Below are 19,172 nucleotides of genomic sequence, written 5' to 3' on the forward strand. Positions count from 1 at the left end.
TGGTCCGGCATTTGAACAACATGGTTGGCTTCGCCAATAGCTGTGGAACCCACCATGAACATCAACGCTACTGCCCATGACCCATTCATAGGTGCCCGATTACCTGAGTGGCTCAAACGCGCGTCAAGGGGCCAGATCAACACACTGCGCACCACGCTGAACGCGCACCATGCCAACCAAGCACGCTTGAGTGGCCTGACGCTCGAGCTACTGCCGCTCCAGCAGTTTGCCGAGAAACACCTGGCGGCTTTGCTGGATGCACCGTTGCCGGACGGGCAGGTATTTGCCCAGCTCGAATGGCTGCGGGTCGCGCCGCGCTTCGGCACATTGCCAGGTACCTTGCAACAGACATACGCATACAGCCAGACGCGTGTAAATGGGTTACTGCGGCTGATGCGCAACTTTGCTGCGAACACCCGCTACTACGAGGGCACGGGGTTGGTTTTGCCAGGCAGCGATAAACCATTGAATGCATCGCTGGAGGCATTGATTACCGCCTGTCGTGATCTGGACGTTGGTCAGCGCTATCAGGACGCGTTGCAACGGGTCTTCCAGCCAGCGACCCAGGCGATGCTGGCTGAAGACAAACGTTCGGGGTTGAAGCTGGCGACCGAACTAGCGGCTTTGCAGGGAAACATAAGCGTCGATGTGCAGCTTGCCTTGCGTGAGGTGGTGGACCACGGTCAGGAGAAGCGACAACAAGGGCTCGAATGCAAACCCATGCTGCTGAGGGCAATAGGGCAACCTGTGGTCGATGGCTTGCTGATCCACCTGCATGACAAGGCGGGAAATGAACGGGGCATCGTACTTTACCTGCCTGGTGATCCCCGGCAGGCATTGCGGTTCTTCGACAATGCCCCCTCCATGAACAATACCGTGGCGATGTTGTTGCAAGATCCGGGTTACTGGCAGTACTTCACGCAGCTCATCAGCCTTGAGCACCGTGCAGGTTTTGTCAGTACCCTTGGCAAGCGCTTGAAAGACAAGGTGCCGGACCTGGAGCTTGAGGGTGAAACACCTGGAGGGGGGATCTTCACGCAACTGGCTACTCGGCAAGTGCAACAGGTCAAGGAAGATGCCCGGTTGCTGCTGGTACCGACCGCTGACGCTGATAGCCGGGCGGTAAGCGCCAGGCACGCTGAGTGGAAGGCGGCAGGTCTGGACCTGGTAAACCTCGCCGGCCTTTTCATCCCGGCTGTGGGGGGCGTGCTGCTGGGTCAGGTGGTTACCCAGACTTGCGCTGAAGTGTTCGAAGGGGCAAGGGACTGGTCGAAGGGGCACCAACACGAAGCGCTGCAGCATCTGCTGGGGGTCGCCGAAACCTTGGCGGCCACCGCGGCGACGGTGGCGGGTGTCAGTTTTGTGCGCAGTGCGTTTGTCGCGAGCCTGGAGCCGGTAAGCCTTGGGAACGGGCAGGGTCGCCTGTGGCAGTTCAACGCCAGGAATTATCGATCATTGCCGGACCCTATCGATCTGCTCGGAGAGGGACGCAATGGCGAGACAGGCCACCGCGGGGTCCGTATCGATGGACGCTACTTCGAAGTGCATCAGCCTGTCGCCGATGGCCCCTATCGCCTGCGCCATGCTGCGAGTGAGGGCGGCTACGGGCCGGTCGTGCTGCACAACGGTGAGCGTGGCTGGCAGTTGATGCGTGAGCAACCACTAAGCTGGCAGGCGCCTGCTCGCATGCTGGATGCATTATGGCCACAGCATCCCCCTGTCGACGCGCATCAGGCCGAGCAGATAATGCGGGTGGCAGGTATCGATGAAGACCTGTTACGCGGCGTTCTCGTGGAGAATCGCCCGGCTCCGGTGAGCCTTGGTCAAACCTTGCGTGCTTTCCAGGCGCATGCGCGCATTCAAACGTTTTTCGAGCGTGTTCGGCTGAAGGCGTTGATGCCAGCGGACAGTGAACTGCTGGCCTGGTGTGAAGCAAGGCCTGGCGTGGGCGCCGGACTGGAGCAGATGCAGGTGCATGAGGCCGGGTTGCGGCCGCCATTGTTTGCCCACCTGACAGAGCAGTCACTTGCAGCAGACCCGCTGAGCATGTTGGTCAAGCGGGACTTCCCGGGTTTGCCTTCGGCCTACATAAATGAAGTAACCGGCCAAGCGCATGAGCTTGAGCACCAAATGGCGCGGGTCGAGCGGCGGCTGCCATTGCCGTGCGCGAACAACGCCCGTTCGCTCTTGCGTCTGGCTCGCCTGAGCCGGGGGCTGGCGGGATTGTATCTGAGCACAGCGTACAGTGATGTCACCGGCGAGTTGGCCCTTGCGTTGCTGGATAGCTTCGAACTCGAGCAACTTGACCTCGACTTGCGTGACGGCGGGTTGGAGGGGCGGTCTATCAGGCGCCTCGGTAGCGGCGGGCAAACCGAAGCAAAAAGAATAGTGGTCCGGCATGAAGGCAGGTTTCTGATCTACAACGGGTCAGGTGTGCCACACGAGCTTATCGCTGACGAGCCTGGATGTATCTTCGAGGCGCTATTTACCGCACTTACGTCGGAGCAGCGGGCAGCGATGCAACTGGTGGGCAGCGCGGCGGCGAGCCAACTGCGCGAGAAGCTTCTGGCGCGATTACCCGCTTCCCATTGGGATATCGCGCGCATGCTCGGCTGGCCAGAGGAGCAGCCCTGGCTCAATCCAGGGCGTCGCATGGATGATGGGCGCGTGGGATACCCGCTAAGTGGCCGCCCTGGCGCTGCACCCAGGGATGAGCGGGTGATCATTCGTGACCAGCTACGGTCGCTTTATCCTGGCCTGGACGAGGCAGCGCTCGATTTAGAGCTGGCGCGTGTGCAGCAAGGTTCGCAGCCAGTCTTCGAGCGCCTGGTCGAACTGCAGGAAGCACATGACCAACTGGTGCTATACCTGAATCGCTGGGTCGGTGCCGAGTTGCAGCAAGGTCGGCAAGCCGCCCGCAGGTTGGCGGCCGACAGCATCCTGCGAGCCTGGCGACTGCAGGGCGAGCCTGTTTCGGTCGGCGGAGGGCAAACACAAGGGCAGCGCTTGTCGATGAGTGGTTTGAGTCTGCGCACACTGCCGGCACTACCGCCGCACATCGATTTCCATCGCATTACCCTGCTGAGCGTGACCGACACCCTGATCACTGACATTCCGGCCGACTTCCTTCGCCCGTTCACTGCCTTGACGCACCTGAACCTCAACAACAACGCGTTGATGCGTCTACCAACAGGCATTGCCTATTTACCGAATATTCAATCGCTTCGGTTGGCGCATAACGAGATACGCCTCGATGCCCAGGCGATCGGCGTTGTGCATGGTTTGTCCAACCTTGCGCATCTTGATCTCAGTCATAACCGGCTGGAAGCGCTGGACATGAGTTTCCACCAACTTTCTCGGCTGACAAGTCTGAACCTGCGTCATTGTCGCCTGGGTAGTTGGCCGCGTCGCCTGGAACTCTGTGGTCTACTCGAGCGTGCTGACCTGCGCAACAACCAACTCCGCGAAGTGCCCACCGAGATTCAGCTGATGCCTTATGCATTTCGACGCGCCATCCTGATAGAGGACAACCCCTTGTCGGTCATGCAGCAACGAAGGTTGTATGCACTCGATGTGATCGAAGAACACCGGCACTCGCCTGAGCAGTTGGGGTCAGTTGACCTGGTCAGGGCCCGTACGCGTTGGGTAGGCCATACGGATGCGACGGTTCGGGCCGAGCGGGAGGACATGTGGCTGCGGTTGCTGGAGCAAGCGGGTAGCAGCGGGTTGTTCAGGTTGTTGGCTCGCCTGGAAATGACAGCGGACTGCAGCGAAGCGGGTGAAGGGCGGGATGCGCTGGTTGACGGCGTATGGACACTGCTGGGTGCGCTGGACGGCGACCCGGTGCTGTGCCGGCGGATCTTTGAGCGGGCCGGCCTGCCGCTGTCATGTTCGGACGCCGTTGCCAGCCATTTCAGTGCATTGCAGGTATTGGTAAGGCAGGCGCAGGCCGAAGCCGCCGCAGTCAACCCTGAACGCAGGGGCGAGTTGCTTGAGCTGGGCAGGCAACTGTTCCGGCTGGATCAACTGGAAGGGATAGCCTACCGGGATGGCCGGCAGCGTCTGGCTGCCAGTGAACATGTTGACCAGTTGGCATTGGGGTTGGCTTACAGGGTGCAACTTCGTAGCCGTTTGCGGTTGCCCAACCAGCCGCATGCCATGCGCTATCCCGATGCTGTCGCGCTGACACAGGCCCAGGTAGAGGATGCATTCCTGCGGGTTACGCGCGCGCAGACCATAGAGGGCCTGACCGATAGCCTGAGCCAGCGCGCGTTCTGGCGCCGATACCTGCGCCAGCAGCATGACCAAATGTTCGATGCCCTCAGTGCGGATTACACTCGACGCACGCTTGAGCTGCAGGCTCAACGTCCTGTCTTGGCGCCGGCGGCCTTCGAGCAGCGACTACGGCGGCTGCAGGAACAGCAGGTCCTTGATGTCGAGCGCCTGGTCGCAGGGCTCACCCAGTCCTATCTGCGTGCAGCCGAGCGCGCAGAGGGGTGATGGGCGGCGGCCAAACCAGTCATCCAGATTGACAGCTTTGGCCATTGCCGCCGCGCATGAGCGGCGCGAACATCGTCGGACCGATGCTTCAACTCCAAAAACAAGAAACCAGGAGTCCGATGATGCGCGATTACGCCGAGGCCGCTCGTACGTTTGCCCATGACCAGGCCGTTGTGGCGGCATTGCACGGCAACCTTGAAGCCCTTAATGCCTGTGTCGAATGCTGTGACCGGCATGCCGGTGACGGCAAGCTGGCGCTGATTCATGAGGACCGCGATGGCAACAGCGCGCGTTATAGCTTCGATCAGCTTCAGGCGCAGGCTGCCCGGTTCGCCAATGTGCTAAGGGCGCAGGGGGTAGGCGCCGGAGACCGGGTTGCCGGCTTGATGCCGCGCACCCCCGAATTGCTGGTGACCATCCTCGCTACCTGGCGCCTCGGGGCGGTTTACCAGCCCTTGTTCACCGCGTTCGGCCCCAAGGCCATCGAGCACCGGCTTGAGCAATCCCATGCCCGAGTGGTGGTCACCGATAGCCACAACCGCGCCAAGCTGGACGAGGTGCACGCCTGTCCGACCATCATCACTGTCAAGGCCCGCAGTGGTGAGCTGGACTTCCAGCAATGCCTGGAGCGCGCAGCGGATGTATGCGAGCCGGTGATGCGCTCAGGCAACGATCCGTTCCTGCTGATGTTCACCTCTGGAACCACTGGCCCGGCAAAACCCCTGGAAGTGCCACTGCGTGCGATTGTCGCGTTTCAGGGCTACATGCGTGATGCCATCGAGCTGCTGCCCGAGGACAACTTCTGGAACCTGGCCGACCCGGGTTGGGCTTACGGCTTGTATTACGCCGTTACCGGTCCGTTGTCGCTGGGGCACGCCACCACGTTCTACGATGGCCCGTTCAGTGTCGAGAGCTGCGCCCGGGTGATCGACAAGCTGGGTATCACCAACCTGGCCGGCTCGCCCACCGCGTATCGCTTGCTGATTGCGGCGGGCAAAGATTTCTCGGCACCGATCAAGGGCCGCCTGCGGGTGGTCAGCAGTGCCGGCGAACCGCTTAACCCCGAGGTGATCCGCTGGTTCGCCGACGAGCTGGGCGTGACCATTCACGATCACTACGGCCAGACCGAACTGGGCATGGTGCTGTGCAACCACCATGGCCTGCAGCACCCGGTGCACCTGGGCTCAGCCGGCTATGCCATCCCCGGCCACCGCATCGTGGTGCTGGACGAGCAAGGCAACGAACTGCCAGCCGGCCAGCCAGGCATCCTCGCCGTTGACCGCGAGCAGTCGCCGCTGTGCTGGTTCGGTGGTTACCACGGTCTGCCGACCAAAGCTTTCGTCGGCAAGTACTACCTCAGCGGCGACACTGTCGAGCTGAACCTGGATGGCAGCATCAGCTTCGTTGGCCGCAGCGACGACGTGATCACCACCTCCGGTTACCGGGTGGGTCCGTTCGATGTGGAAAGCGCGTTGATCGAGCACCCGGCGGTGATCGAGGCAGCGGTGATCGGCAAGCCAGACCCGGAGCGCACCGAGCTGATCAAGGCGTTCGTGGTATTGGCCAGCGGCTATGCCGGCAGCGTCGAGCTGGAAGAAACCTTGCGCCAGCACGTACGCCAGCGCCTCTACGCACATGCTTACCCCAGGGAAATCGAATTCGTCAGCGAACTGCCCAAGACCCCGAGCGGCAAGCTGCAACGCTTCATCCTGCGCAACCAGGAAGTCGCCAAACAACAAGCGCACCAGGCCACCCCTGTCAGCGTCTGAAAGGAAAGTACTCATGCACATCGCCAATAAACATTTCATCGTCAGCGGCGCCGCTTCCGGGCTGGGTGCCGCGACTGCACAGATGCTGGTCGAGGCTGGCGCCAAGGTCATGCTGGTCGACCTCAATGCCCCGGCTGTCGAAGCCAAAGCCCGCGAGCTGGGCGACAACGCCCGTTTCGCCGTGGCGGATATCAGTGACGAGCAGGCGGCCCAGTCGGCTGTCGATGCAGCTGTCAGCGCCTTTGGCAGCTTGCATGGGTTGGTCAATTGTGCCGGCATCGTCGGTGCCGAGAAGGTACTGGGCAAGCAGGGCCCGCATGGCCTGGCCAGCTTCGCCAAGGTCATCAACGTCAACCTGATCGGCAGCTTCAACCTGTTGCGTCTGGCTGCGGCGGCCATGGCCGAAGGGGCTGCCGATGAGAGCGGCGAGCGTGGGGTCATCATCAACACGGCCTCCATTGCCGCCTATGACGGCCAGATTGGCCAGGCCGCCTACGCTGCCTCCAAGGGGGCCATTGCCAGCCTGACCTTGCCGGCCGCGCGCGAACTGGCGCGCTTCGGCATCCGTGTGATGACCATCGCCCCGGGCATCTTTGAAACCCCTATGATGGCCGGCATGAGCGAAGAGGTACGTGCTTCGCTGGCTGCCGGCGTGCCGTTCCCTCCCCGCTTGGGCCGCCCGCAGGAATACGCCGCGCTGGCCCGCCACATCATCGAGAACAGCATGCTCAACGGTGAGGTCATCCGCCTCGACGGTGCGCTGCGCATGGCTGCCAAGTAAGGAGAGCGAACATGACCCTCGCCAATGATCCCATCGTTATCGTCAGCGCCGTGCGCACGCCCATGGGCGGGTTGCAGGGCGACCTCAAGAGCCTGACTGCGCCGCAACTGGGCAGCGCGGCCATTCGTGGTGCCGTGGAACGTGCCGGCATCGATGCCGCCAGTGTCGAGCAGGTCCTGTTCGGCTGCGTGCTGCCGGCCGGCCAGGGCCAGGCGCCGGCACGCCAGGCTGCGCTGGGCGCCGGGCTGGACAAGCACACCACCTGCACCACCCTGAACAAAATGTGCGGCTCGGGTATGCAAGCCGCGATCCTGGCCCATGACCTGCTGCTGGCCGGCACCGCAGACGTGGTAGTGGCGGGTGGCATGGAAAGCATGACCAACGCGCCGTACCTGCTGGACAAAGCCCGTGGCGGCTACCGCATGGGCCACGGCAAGATCATCGACCACATGTTCATGGACGGCCTCGAAGACGCCTACGACAAAGGCCGCCTGATGGGCACCTTCGCCGAGGACTGTGCCCAGGCCAATGCCTTCAGCCGCGAAGCCCAGGACCAGTTCGCCATCGCCTCGCTGACCCGAGCGCAGGACGCCATCAGCAGCGGCCGTTTTGCCGCCGAGATCGTGCCGGTGGAAGTCACCGAGGGCAAGGAAAAGCGTGTCATCAAGGATGACGAGCAGCCACCCAAGGCGCGCCTGGACAAGATTGCGCAGCTCAAACCGGCGTTTCGTGAGGGCGGCACCGTGACGGCGGCCAACGCCAGTTCGATTTCTGACGGCGCTGCGGCACTGGTACTGATGCGTCGCTCCGAAGCCGACAAACGTGGCCTCAAACCATTGGCCGTCATCCACGGTCACGCCGCCTTTGCCGACACCCCGGCGCTGTTCCCGACCGCCCCGATTGGCGCGATCGACAAACTGATGAAGCGCACCGGCTGGAACCTGGCCGAAGTCGACCTGTTCGAGATCAACGAGGCCTTCGCCGTGGTCACCCTGGCGGCCATGAAACACCTCGATCTGCCACACGACAAGGTCAATATCCACGGCGGCGCCTGCGCCCTCGGTCACCCGATCGGCGCTTCTGGCGCACGTATTCTGGTCACCCTGTTGTCAGCCTTGCGCCAGAACAATCTGCGCCGGGGTGTGGCGGCCATTTGTATCGGCGGTGGCGAGGCCACGGCCATGGCTGTTGAATGCCTGTACTGAGGTGAACCATGCTGGTAACTGACGAGCAACAACAGATCGCCGACGCGGTACGTGCCTTCGCCCAGGAGCGCCTGAAGCCGTTTGCCGAGCAATGGGACAAGGACCATCGCTTCCCGAAAGAGGCCATCGACGAAATGGCCGAACTGGGCCTGTTCGGCATGCTGGTGCCGGAGCAGTGGGGCGGTAGCGACACCGGTTATGTGGCCTATGCCATGGCCTTGGAGGAAATCGCTGCGGGCGATGGCGCCTGCTCGACCATCATGAGCGTGCACAACTCGGTGGGGTGCGTGCCGATTCTGCGCTTCGGCAACGAGCAGCAGAAAAAGCAGTTCCTCACCCCGCTGGCGACAGGTGCGATGCTCGGTGCTTTCGCCCTGACCGAACCACAGGCTGGCTCCGATGCCAGCAGCCTGAAGGCCCGCGCACGCCTGGAGGGCGACCACTACGTGCTCAATGGCAGCAAGCAGTTCATTACCTCGGGGCAGAACGCCGGGGTAGTGATCGTGTTTGCAGTCACCGACCCGGAGGCTGGCAAGCGTGGCATCAGCGCCTTCATCGTGCCGACCGATGCGCCGGGCTACCAGGTAGCACGGGTCGAGGACAAACTCGGCCAGCACGCCTCCGACACCTGCCAGATCGTTTTCGACAATGTGCGCGTGCCAGTGGCCAACCGGTTGGGCGCGGAGGGTGAAGGCTACAAGATCGCCCTGGCCAACCTTGAGGGCGGCCGTATCGGCATCGCTTCCCAAGCGGTGGGTATGGCCCGCGCGGCGTTCGAAGTGGCGCGTGACTACGCCAACGAGCGCCAGAGCTTTGGCAAATCGCTGATCGAGCACCAGGCCGTGGCGTTTCGCCTGGCCGACATGGCGACGAAAATTTCTGTTGCCCGGCAGATGGTATTGCACGCCGCCGCCCTTCGTGATGCGGGGCGCCCGGCGCTGGTGGAAGCATCGATGGCCAAGCTGTTTGCCTCGGAAATGGCCGAAAAGGTCTGTTCGGATGCCTTGCAGACCTTGGGCGGTTATGGCTATCTGAGTGACTTCCCGCTGGAGCGGATCTACCGCGACGTTCGGGTTTGCCAGATTTACGAAGGCACCAGCGACATTCAGCGCATGGTCATTGCGCGCAATCTTTGAAGGAGCAGACTGCATGGCATTCGAAACCATCCTGTTGGACATCCACGGCAAGGTTGGCCTGATCACCCTCAACCGCCCGCAGGCGCTCAATGCGTTGAACGCGCAGATTGTTGGCGAGATCAACCAGGCCCTGGACCAGCTCGAGCGCGACCCGAACATCGGCTGCGTGGTGCTGACAGGCTCGGCCAAAGCCTTTGCCGCTGGCGCCGACATCAAGGAAATGGCCGAGCTGCAATACCCGCAGATCTACGTCGACGACCTGTTCAGCGACGCCGACCGCATTGCCAATCGCCGTAAGCCGATCATTGCTGCAGTGTCTGGATTTGCCTTGGGCGGCGGCTGTGAGCTGGCGATGATGTGCGACTTTATCCTCGCTGCGGACAACGCCAAGTTTGGTCAACCGGAAATCAACTTGGGCGTGCTGCCGGGCATGGGCGGTACCCAGCGCCTGACGCGTGCGGTGGGCAAGGCCAAGGCCATGGAGCTTTGCCTGACCGGCCGTCTTATGGGGGCTGAAGAGGCCGAGCGTGCAGGCCTGGTGGCGCGGATCGTGCCGCAGGCAGAGCTGGTGGAAGAGGCGTTGAAGGTGGCGGCGACCATTGCCAGCAAGTCGATTCCGGTGAGCATGATGGTCAAGGAGAGCGTCAACCGAGCGTTTGAAGTCACCCTCAGCGAGGGGGTACGCTTTGAGCGTCGGGTCTTCCATGCGGCTTTCTCCACCGAAGACCAGAAAGAAGGCATGGCCGCATTCATCGCCAAGCGCGAGGCACAGTTCAAGGACCGTTGATCAGACTCGGTTCGTTGCCGTTGCCGTTGCCGTTGCCGTTGCCGTTGCCGTTGCCGTTGCCGTTGCCGTGGCTTTTGCTTCTAAGTGCGCGATAGTTCAGGCGACGCAGATTGCGACTTCAGGAGGCCGAGCGTAGGGCTTGCGGAGGGAGGTGACGGGCATGGATGCCCGTCAAGCGCTGAGGCCCCATGGATGGGGCCTTCGGCGCGTACTCCCGGGAGCAAGACCGTAGCGAGGGGACCCCGGAGCGCAGCGTAGGGGCCGGATGATGGGAGCCGACGGTTTTTGGTTCCTTTTTGCCACGACAAAAAGGGACCCGCCGTAAGGGCGGAAAGGTGACTATGCGCCACCTGCGTGAATGAATACCTACTCGATGTGAATGCCCACATCCAAGAAGCAAGAAGCAAGAAGCAAGAAGCAAGAAGCAAGAAGCGAACTCGTCTGTTTTGGCTCAGCGAACAGTCCATTTGCGATGGCGACGCTGACTCACCTTTTCGCCCTTACGGCGAGTCACTTTTTGTCAAACGCGACAAAAAGTAACCAAAAAACGCTGCGCTCCCATCATCCGGCCCCTGCGCTGCGCTCCGGGGTCCCCTCACTCCGGCCTTGCTCCCGGCAGGACCGCGCCGAAGGCCCCATCCTGGGGCCTCAGCGCTTGACGGGCATCCATGCCCGTCACCTGCCTCCGCAAGACCTGCGTTCGGCCTCCTGAAGTCGCGAAGATCAAGATCAAGATCAAGATCAACGGCAACGGCAACGGCAACGGCAACAGTAGGCGAATGGGGCCTACCGGAATCACAGTTTACTACTGACCCTGCAGCTGAGCTGGGGTGCCGACCGGCGGATTGTCAGCAGTGGAAGCAAATTCGCACCCATTTGCAGTTGCTCCACGCCGCGTGGCGCCTTAGACTGCCGCCCCCTGTAAAAGAGTGCCGGTTGGCGCTTGAAGAATTTCGCTGCCGATGCATAGGCATCGGCGGCACATGAATCGCCCAAATGCACATTTTTTCATAGAGAAATCGATGACCAAGGAACAGTTGCTGGCCATGTCGGCCGATGACTACATGAACGCCGACCAGCTTGCCTTCTTTACTGAGCTGCTGCAGGCGATGAAAGTCGAAACCCATGAACGCATCGAGCTCAGCCGCACCACCATCGAAGGCCTGGACACCCCGTCTGACCCTGCCGACGTGGCGTCGGTCGAAGAAGAACGTAGCTGGCTGGTAAATGCCATCGACCGCGACCAGCGCCTGCTGCCACAGCTGGAAATGGCCCTGGACCGTATTGCCGATGAAAGCTTCGGCTGGTGCGATGACAGTGGTGAGCCCATCGGGCTGAAGCGCTTGCTGATCAGCCCGACCACCAAGTACTGCATCGAAGCCCAGGAGCGCCACGAGCAGCTCGATCGCCACCAGCGCCAGGTATAAATCCGCGCGCGGTGCCAAGCCCCTCGGAGCAAATCCCAGGGGCTTTTTGCGTTTCTCGTCGATACCGTTTTTGTTGCGCCATAAGAAACACTGCTGTACCAGGATGTGCTGTTTCCGCGCCACTGTCAGGCGTATCATGGCTTTATCGTTAGGGTGCTAATTAAATTCCGGAGGGAATGATGAATAGCCGAGTCGATGTGGCTGTGATGATAGGGTCGGGTGTGCCGGCCACCTTGCAGGCGCTGGGCAAGCGTATTTGCTGGGTAGTGCTGGTCAATGGCGAGCGCCGCGGCACCGCCTTCGCCACGCGCGAAGAAGCGCTTGAGTGCCAGGCTGCCTGGCAGCAGCAACTGAAGAAAGGACTGGCTGCCTGAAAATGTTTATTGCCTCTCGACGGGTTTCGGTGTTTTCGGGCATATTTGTCCTACAGTAATGCGCACATGGATGCCAGGGCTTGTCCTCTTGCAGGCTCACGCCATTGGTTGCGTTTTCTGGCGAGTGATTTCAGGCATCACGCTTCCCAAGCCGGGAATGAGCCAAACGCCTTCGGTTGAGGGCGAATCTGGCAAACCAGAGTAAAGATTCCTGCACGCTGCATCGTCAGCGAGCACAGACATTTCGCATATCGCTTTATTACTCTTTTTGCCTATCGATAAGAAATGGCCGTGCCTCCCCGAGCTTGGGTGAGGGCGGGTTGTAACCGGTTGAGGATTACTTCATTGGCAGTCAGCACACTTGATACGCATGCGTTGTTCGCCCTGGGCGACTTGCGCGGTAAATTGGCCCAACTGTTTCAGGGCCGCTTCATCTATGTCACCGAACAGAGTCCCGAAGGCTTGTACATGGCCGAAATCGACACCGAGAGTGCCCTGGTGGTCGATGACAAGCAGCGCCTTGAATTGAAAGTCGGCGACCACTTCCGTGCTGCCGTATTGCCTAGCCGCGAAGGTGGCAAGCTGGAAATGCGTTTTCGCGAAATCAAGTTGAATGTGTATGGCGTGGGCGACTACGCCTTCGTTTCTGTGCCGGAAGGCGAGGGCATCGTGTTTCGTGAAGGCCATGGCGTGATGCTGGTATTCGCCGCGCAGCAGCAAGTGCAGGAAGGCCTGGGCAAGTTGCTTAAAGCAGTGACTGGCAAGGTCGCCAAATGGCGCAAGGGTGAACTGACCACCTTCAAGGCCAGTGAATGACCGAAACTGACGACGCACCGGCCTCGCGGGCCGAGTTTCATCGGCAGCACCAGGCAGATGCCGTGGCTGAGGCAGAACGTTTGCTGGCCGGGCGTGAGAAGCTGCAAAGCGCCTGGTTGAACTGGGTGGCGGCTGAGCTCTATCGCCTCAGCCCGCCGCCGTATGCCGCCATGGTCCGGCGCGAGTTGCAGCGCCTCAGCCAAGGTTGAGACGGCAAACCTTCAATTGCCACGGTCTCGGCCGCTGCTGACTTCTTCAGGCACCGGCTCTTTCGACATGCGCTTGCGGAACAGCGCCGCCCGCGCCAGCAACAGCGTGGTTATCGGCACGGTGATCGACAGCAGGATAGGAATCAGCCACGCGTGCAGCACAGGGGTGCCCTTGAGCCACGAAAAGTAGATGATCGAGGCCAGTGCAACGCACCATGCACCAAGGGTCGAGGCCAGCGCTGGCGGGTGCATGCGCTGGAAGTAGTCTTTCAGGCGTACCAGGCCTATAGCGCCGACCAGGGCGAACAGGCTGCCGGTGAGCAGTAGCGCGGCCGTGACCAGTTCCAGCCAGAACGGCAGTACCAGGGCTTCAGTCATTCGATCACCTCTCCGCGCAGCAGAAACTTGGCCAAGGCAAACGAGCCGACGAAACCAAACAGCGCAATCAGCAGGGCACCTTCGAAGTAGGTGTCACTGGCATAACGGATACCCAGCACCAGCATGGTGAGCATGGCCAGGATGTACAGGTAGTCCAGGGCCAGCACGCGGTCTTGGGCGGACGGGCCACGGAACAGCCGGATCAGCGTCAGGCCCATGGCCAGGGCGAAGATGAACAGGCTGGCGAGGACGGCGTTGGCGAGCAGGCCTGTCATTGGAAAATCTCCATCAGCGGGCGTTCGTAAGTGTCCTTGAAGTGCTGTATGAAGGCCGCTTCATCGTCCAGCTCAAACACATGCACCAACAACACACTGCGGTCCAGTGCCAGTTCGGACCAGACTGTGCCAGGTACCACTGTGGTGATCATCGACAGCGCTGCCAGGCCGTGGGGGTCACGCAATGCCAGTGGTACGTGAACGAACGCCGAGCGTGGCGGCTGCTTGCCGGCCCGCAGCACACCGCGGGCCACCAGCAGGTTGGAGATGACCACATCGATGCCGACCCGGCCGATCAGCCTGGCGATGACCAGGGGACGCCGTACGTGGGCATGCTGCGGGCGCAGGGGTGCCATCAACAGTGGCGCCAGTATGCCAAGTGCGGCGCCCAGCAGCAGGTTGCCGGGGCTGACCGAGAGGTTCAGCAGCAGCCACAGGCCGAACAGCGAGACCGATAGCAGCGGGGCGGGGAACAGTCGGTTCATGGCTGCACCTGTACGTCGCGCGAGGTGGGGCCAGGAATCGGCCGGGCGGCCATCACGGCTTCGATATAGGCATCGGGGGCCTGCAGGCTGGCGGCAGTGTCCTGGGTGTAGCGCAGCAACGGCTCGGCCTTGAGGCTGAGGATGAGGCACAGGCCGAGCAGGATGACGATGGGTAGGCATTCATAGCGCCGCAGCACCGGTGACGGGCGCTCTTCGGGCTTCCAGAATCGCTGGATACCGACGCGGCCGAAGGCGATCAGCGAGGCCATGCCGGACAGGATCAGCAACGCCACCAGGCCCCAGCCGGCGGCACTCAGCGGCTGCTCGGCCGGCACGCCCAGGCCCAGTGGATTGAACAGCGCGCTGATCAGGTTGAGCTTGCCGACAAAGCCCGACAGCGGCGGCATGCCGATGATCAGCAGTGCGCAGGCGATGAAGCTGAGCCCGAGGAAGGCCATGGTCCACGGGATGATCTGGCCGATTACCACCTGCTGTTCATCGTCGAGGTTGATGCCCTTGGGCGGGTGCAGCGATTCCAGTGGCGGCGGCATGGCGTCCTCTTCTTCGTCCAGCGGCGCTTCATTGGCCGAGCGCGAGCGCTCGACCAGTTCGGCGAGCAGGAACAGTGCGCACAGCGCAAGGGTCGAGTTGACCAGGTAGAACAGCGCCGCGCCGGTCAGTGCCGCCTGGGCAAAACCCACCGCGCCAAGCAGGGTGCCGGCCGAGACCAGGATACTGAGTGCCGCCATCCGCTCCAGGCGCTGTGCCGCCAGGATCGATACCGCTGCCACCGCCAGGGTGACCAGGCCGCCGTAAACCAGCCATTCACCGCCGAAATGCGCCGAGGCCCCGGCCTGCCCGGAGAACAGCAGCGTCCACAGGCGCAGCACGGCGTACAGGCCGACTTTGGTCATGATGGCGAACAGTGCAGCCACCGGCGCGCTGGCTGACGCGTAAGCTGGCACCAGCCAGAAGTTCAGCGGCCAGATGCCGGCCTTGACCAGGAAGGCCACGGCCAGGATTGCCGCGCCGGCATGCAGCAGGCCACGGTCGGCCTCCGGTACCAGTGGAACCTTCAGCGCCAGGTCGGCCATGTTCAGGGTGCCGGTCACGCCATACAGCATCGCTGCGCCGATCAGGAACAGCGACGAGGCAAACAGGTTGATGGCGATGTAGTGCAGGCCGGCGCGCACCCGCGCCCGCCCCGAACCATGCAGCAGCAAGCCATAGGAGGCGGCCAGCAGCACTTCGAAGAAGACGAACAGGTTGAACAGGTCGGCGGTGAGGAAGGCGCCGTACAGGCCCATCAGCTGGATCTGGAACAGCGCATGGAAGCTGGCCCCTGCACCGTCCCAGCGGGCCCGGGCAAACAGCAGGGCGCTGAAGCCGATGACCCCGGTCAGGCTCAGCAAGAGCGCGGACAGGTGGTCCACCACAAGCACGATGCCAAACGGCGCTGGCCAGTTGCCCGGCAGGTACACGCCGATCGAGGCTGCCTGGCCCTGGGTGCGCACCCACAGCAGCAGAGAGACCGCGATTGCCAGGCCGGTGAATGTTGACAGCAGGTTAAGCCTGGCCTTGATATGCCTGTGCTTTTCACCCAGCAGCAACATTATCGCCGCTGTAATCAGCGGCAGCAGGATGGGGGCGACAATCAGTTGGCTCATACCACTCATTCGTCACGCTCCCGGCCATCCACGTGGTCGGTACCGGTCAGGCCGCGCGAAGCCAGCAGCACCACGAGGAACAGCGCGGTCATGGCGAAACTGATGACGATGGCGGTGAGCACCAGTGCCTGTGGCAGCGGGTCGGTGTAATGCAACAGGTCCTGGGTAACGCCATCCTTGATGATCGGTTCCTTGCCGATGAACAGGCTGCCCATGCTGAAGATGAACAGGTTGACCCCGTACGAAAGCAGACACAGGCCCATGATCACCTGATAGGTGCGCGGGCGCAGGATCAGCCACACCCCGGAGGCAGCCAGTACGCCGATGGCGACTGCAATCACTTCTTCCATCAGGCGGCTCCTGCTTGGCTGGTTTTTGCCGGGTTGCCCGGGCGATAGGCGCGCACCGACTGGTGCGCCAGGGCCGTGAGGATCAGCAGGGTCGAGCCGACCACAACGGTGTATACGCCGATATCGAAGAACAGCGCGCTGGCCACGTGCACATCACCCAGCAACGGCAGGTGCAAGTGGGCGGTATGAGTGGTAAGGAACGGGTAACCCAGCAGCATGGCGCCGACCCCGGTCAGGGTCGCGCACAGCAGCCCGGTTCCCATCCAGCGCAGCGGCCGCAGGCTCATCTGCGCCTCGACCCACTGGGTGCCGGCCACCATGTACTGGAGGATGAATGCCACCGACATCACCAGGCCAGCGACAAAACCGCCACCGGGCTGGTTGTGCCCACGCATGAACAGATACATGGACACCAGCAAGGCGATCGGCAGCAGCAGGCGCACCAGCGCTGCAGGCACCATCATGAAGCCCAGTGCGGTATCGGTGGCATGCCGCGGGTTGATCAGGTCGGTGACTACGTCCGGCGCCAACTGACGTTGTTGCGCTGGCAGTTGCATGCTCTCTTTCGGAGGACGGAAGCGCCGTAGCAGGGCGAACACCGTCAGGGCCACAGCCACCAATACGGTGATTTCACCCAGGGTATCGAAGCCGCGGAAGTCGACCAGCATGACATTGACCACATTGGTGCCGCCGCCCTGAGGCAATGCCCGGCTCAAGTAGAACGAGGAAATGTCATTGGGCGTCGGTCGGGTCAGCATGGCGTACGACAGCACGGCCATGCCGCCACCCACCAGCACGGCCAGCAGCAAGTCGCGCAGGCGGCGCATGCGCGCGCGCTCCAGGCTGCCAGGCAGCGGCGATACGCCTTCGATACGCCGTGGCAGCCAGCGCAGGCCAAGCAGAATCAGCACGGTGGTGACCACTTCCACCACCAACTGGGTCAGTGCCAGGTCGGGCGCAGAGAACCAGACGAAGGTGATGCAGGTCATCAGGCCGCAGACGCTGACCATGATCAGTGCCGCCAGGCGGTGGTACTTGGCCTGGTAAGCGGCGCCGATGGCGCAGGCAATGGCGATCAGCCACAGGGCGACGAACACGCCCGAACCCGGAATCTTCGGGCGATCACCCCAGCTCAGGCCGCTATACAGCATCGGCGTGAGGCCCGCGAGGAACGCGGCGAATACCAGCATGAACAGCTGCGACTGCAGTCGCCGGGTGGTGAGCACGCGCTCGATGCGACGCGCCAGCAGCATCAGGTGAACCTGGCCGTGCTCGAACAGTCGCTTGCCATTGAAGCGCTCGATCACCGGCGGGTAGGGGAAGCGGCCCAGGCGCAGTTGCTTGCGCAGCAACAGGTACAGGACGATGCCGCCGCTCATGGCTACCAGGCTCATGATCATCGGCGCGTTCCAGCCATGCCAGATGGCCAGGCTGTATTCCGGCAGGGTACCGCCAACCACCGGCAGGGCCGCAGCGGCCAGCAGGGGGCCGACCGACTGGGTGGGGAAGATGCCCACTACCAGGCACGTGAGCACCAGCAGCTCCACCGGAGCACGCATCCAGCGTGGCGGCTCGTGTGGGGTATGGGGCAGGTCCTGGGCCGTCGGCCCGAAGAACACATCGACGGTAAAACGCAGGGCATACGCCACGCTGAAGGTGCCGGCCAGAGTGGCGATTACCGGCAGCGTGGCCTCGACCCAGGCAGTGGAACTGATGAACACCGTTTCGGCGAAGAACATTTCTTTCGACAGGAAGCCGTTCATCAGCGGCACGCCGGCCATTGAGGCGCTGGCGACCATGGCCAGGGTCGCGGTGTAGGGCACCAGGCGGATCAGGCCGCTGAGGCGGCGAATGTCACGGGTGCCGCTCTCGTGGTCGATGATGCCGGCGGCCATGAACAGCGAGGCCTTGAAGGTGGCATGGTTGAGGATGTGGAATACCGCGGCGACGGCAGCCAGCGGGCTGTTAAGGCCCAGTAGCAGGGTAATCAGGCCCAGGTGGCTGATGGTCGAATAGGCCAGCAAGCCCTTGAGGTCATTTTGGAACATGGCGGCGAAAGCGCCGAGCAGCAGGGTGAGGGCGCCGGCACCGCCGACGATCCAGAACCACTCCTCGCTACCGGAAAGTACCGGCCACAGGCGTGCCAGCAGGAACACCCCGGCCTTGACCATGGTTGCAGAGTGCAAGTAGGCCGACACCGGTGTGGGCGCTGCCATGGCGTGGGGCAGCCAGAACTGGAAGGGGAACTGTGCGCTCTTGGTCAGTGCGCCAACGAGGATCAGGGGCAGCAGCACCGGGTAAAGCGCATGCTGGCGGATGATATGCCCGGCAGCCAGGACCTTGTCCAGGTCATAGCTGCCGACCACATGGCCGAGCAGCAGGGCCCCTACCAGCAGGCACAAGCCGCCTGCACCGGTTACCATCAGCGCCATGTAGGCGCCACGACGGGCGTCGGCGCGGTGGTGCCAGTAGCCGATCAGCAGGAAGGAGAACAGGCTGGTCAGTTCCCAGAAGAACACCAGTTGGATCAGGTTGCCGGAGATGACCAGGCCGAGCATGGCCCCCATGAAGGCCAGGAAGAACGCGAAGAAGCGTGGTACCGGATCTTGCGGTGACATGTAATAGCGGGCATACAGCGACACCAGAGCGCCAATGCCCAGTACCAGCAACGAGAACAGCCAGGCAAAGCCGTCCATGCGCAACACCAGGTTCATTCCCAGGCTGGGAAGCCACAGGAACTCTTCGCGAATGACGCCACCATGGGCAATCTGAGGGTACAGAAGTGCTACCTGGACGGTACCGACCAGGGCTACGAGCCCGGCAAGAATGGACTCGGCGTTACGTGCGTTGTGCGGCAGCACAGCTGCCAGGCAACTGCCCACGAACGGCAGAAGCAATAGCACTATCAAGGACATAGCGGCCTATTCTGGAGAAGTTTGCAAAGAATCATACGTGCCGAGGTGTTTATCACCAACACGCAAGCTGTCGCAGGATCCTACAAACAGGCTGTGAC

The 19,172-nt window shown here is 62.3% G+C and carries 16 protein-coding genes; 10 read left to right on the plus strand and 6 right to left on the minus strand.

The genetic code is table 11. From position 1 onward, the window contains the following. Window positions 1-54 precede the first annotated feature (54 nt). The 10 genes from J3A98_RS06285 (at window position 55) to J3A98_RS06330 (ending at window position 13,004) form a co-directional block, all read left to right on the plus strand. Window positions 55-4,500, plus strand: coding sequence for an NEL-type E3 ubiquitin ligase domain-containing protein (locus J3A98_RS06285; RefSeq protein WP_209964791.1), 4,446 nt, complete (start codon window positions 55-57; stop codon window positions 4,498-4,500). A 122-nt stretch (window positions 4,501-4,622) separates the two neighbouring features. Beyond that, window positions 4,623-6,269: an acyl-CoA synthetase gene (locus J3A98_RS06290; RefSeq protein WP_209964792.1), complete on the plus strand. Its 1,647-nt coding sequence runs from the start codon at window positions 4,623-4,625 to the stop codon at window positions 6,267-6,269. Window positions 6,270-6,282: 13 nt separating this feature from the next. Further along, window positions 6,283-7,050, plus strand: a complete 768-nt coding sequence (locus tag J3A98_RS06295) for an SDR family NAD(P)-dependent oxidoreductase (protein ID WP_021785354.1) — start codon at window positions 6,283-6,285, stop codon at window positions 7,048-7,050. 11 nt (window positions 7,051-7,061) lie between these two features. Then, window positions 7,062-8,255, plus strand: a complete 1,194-nt coding sequence (locus J3A98_RS06300) for an acetyl-CoA C-acyltransferase (protein ID WP_209964794.1) — start codon at window positions 7,062-7,064, stop codon at window positions 8,253-8,255. Between the two features lie 8 nt (window positions 8,256-8,263). Beyond that, a complete protein-coding gene (locus J3A98_RS06305) occupies window positions 8,264-9,391 on the plus strand; it encodes an acyl-CoA dehydrogenase family protein (RefSeq protein ID WP_209964796.1) in 1,128 nt (375 codons plus the stop codon). Between the two features lie 13 nt (window positions 9,392-9,404). Then, a complete protein-coding gene (locus tag J3A98_RS06310; RefSeq protein WP_003250095.1) occupies window positions 9,405-10,178 on the plus strand; it encodes an enoyl-CoA hydratase in 774 nt (257 codons plus the stop codon). Window positions 10,179-11,200: 1,022 nt separating this feature from the next. After that, window positions 11,201-11,605 (plus strand): TraR/DksA family transcriptional regulator, encoded by a 405-nt coding sequence (locus J3A98_RS06315; RefSeq protein ID WP_003250099.1) that lies wholly within the window; start codon window positions 11,201-11,203, stop codon window positions 11,603-11,605. A 179-nt stretch (window positions 11,606-11,784) separates the two neighbouring features. Further along, window positions 11,785-11,979, plus strand: coding sequence for a hypothetical protein (locus tag J3A98_RS06320; RefSeq protein ID WP_012271507.1), 195 nt, complete (start codon window positions 11,785-11,787; stop codon window positions 11,977-11,979). A gap of 345 nt (window positions 11,980-12,324) precedes the next feature. Beyond that, the gene (locus J3A98_RS06325) at window positions 12,325-12,795 is read left to right on the plus strand and encodes a hypothetical protein (RefSeq protein ID WP_003250101.1); all 471 of its coding nucleotides are present in this window, start codon (window positions 12,325-12,327) and stop codon (window positions 12,793-12,795) included. Beyond that, window positions 12,792-13,004 carry a hypothetical protein gene (locus J3A98_RS06330; protein WP_209964798.1) on the plus strand — a complete coding sequence of 71 codons (213 nt, stop codon included), beginning with the start codon at window positions 12,792-12,794 and terminating at the stop codon, window positions 13,002-13,004. Before J3A98_RS06325 ends, J3A98_RS06330 begins: the two co-directional genes overlap by 4 nt. Window positions 13,005-13,016: 12 nt before the next feature. Here the strand turns inward: J3A98_RS06330 and J3A98_RS06335 are convergent, their stop codons facing one another. From J3A98_RS06335 to J3A98_RS06360, 6 genes are read right to left on the minus strand one after another with little or no spacing between them, the layout of a single operon-like run. Further along, complete coding sequence (locus tag J3A98_RS06335) at window positions 13,017-13,382, minus strand: Na+/H+ antiporter subunit G (protein ID WP_003250107.1); 366 nt, start codon at window positions 13,380-13,382, stop codon at window positions 13,017-13,019. Beyond that, entirely contained in the window at window positions 13,379-13,657 is a 279-nt protein-coding gene (locus J3A98_RS06340) for a K+/H+ antiporter subunit F (protein WP_021783192.1), read from the minus strand. The genes J3A98_RS06335 and J3A98_RS06340 overlap by 4 nt, the downstream gene beginning before the upstream one ends. Beyond that, window positions 13,654-14,142 carry a Na+/H+ antiporter subunit E gene (locus J3A98_RS06345; RefSeq protein ID WP_209964800.1) on the minus strand — a complete coding sequence of 163 codons (489 nt, stop codon included), beginning with the start codon at window positions 14,140-14,142 and terminating at the stop codon, window positions 13,654-13,656. The genes J3A98_RS06340 and J3A98_RS06345 overlap by 4 nt, the downstream gene beginning before the upstream one ends. Next, window positions 14,139-15,818, minus strand: a complete 1,680-nt coding sequence (locus tag J3A98_RS06350) for a monovalent cation/H+ antiporter subunit D (protein ID WP_176684920.1) — start codon at window positions 15,816-15,818, stop codon at window positions 14,139-14,141. Before J3A98_RS06350 ends, J3A98_RS06345 begins: the two co-directional genes overlap by 4 nt. Then, complete coding sequence (locus J3A98_RS06355) at window positions 15,815-16,159, minus strand: Na+/H+ antiporter subunit C (RefSeq protein WP_003250128.1); 345 nt, start codon at window positions 16,157-16,159, stop codon at window positions 15,815-15,817. Before J3A98_RS06355 ends, J3A98_RS06350 begins: the two co-directional genes overlap by 4 nt. Further along, window positions 16,159-19,074, minus strand: coding sequence for a monovalent cation/H+ antiporter subunit A (locus J3A98_RS06360; RefSeq protein WP_209964802.1), 2,916 nt, complete (start codon window positions 19,072-19,074; stop codon window positions 16,159-16,161). The genes J3A98_RS06355 and J3A98_RS06360 overlap by 1 nt, the downstream gene beginning before the upstream one ends. Window positions 19,075-19,172 lie beyond the last annotated feature (98 nt).

The organism is Pseudomonas sp. BP6, assembly GCF_017875935.1.
Lineage (GTDB): Bacteria > Pseudomonadota > Gammaproteobacteria > Pseudomonadales > Pseudomonadaceae > Aquipseudomonas > Aquipseudomonas putida_Y.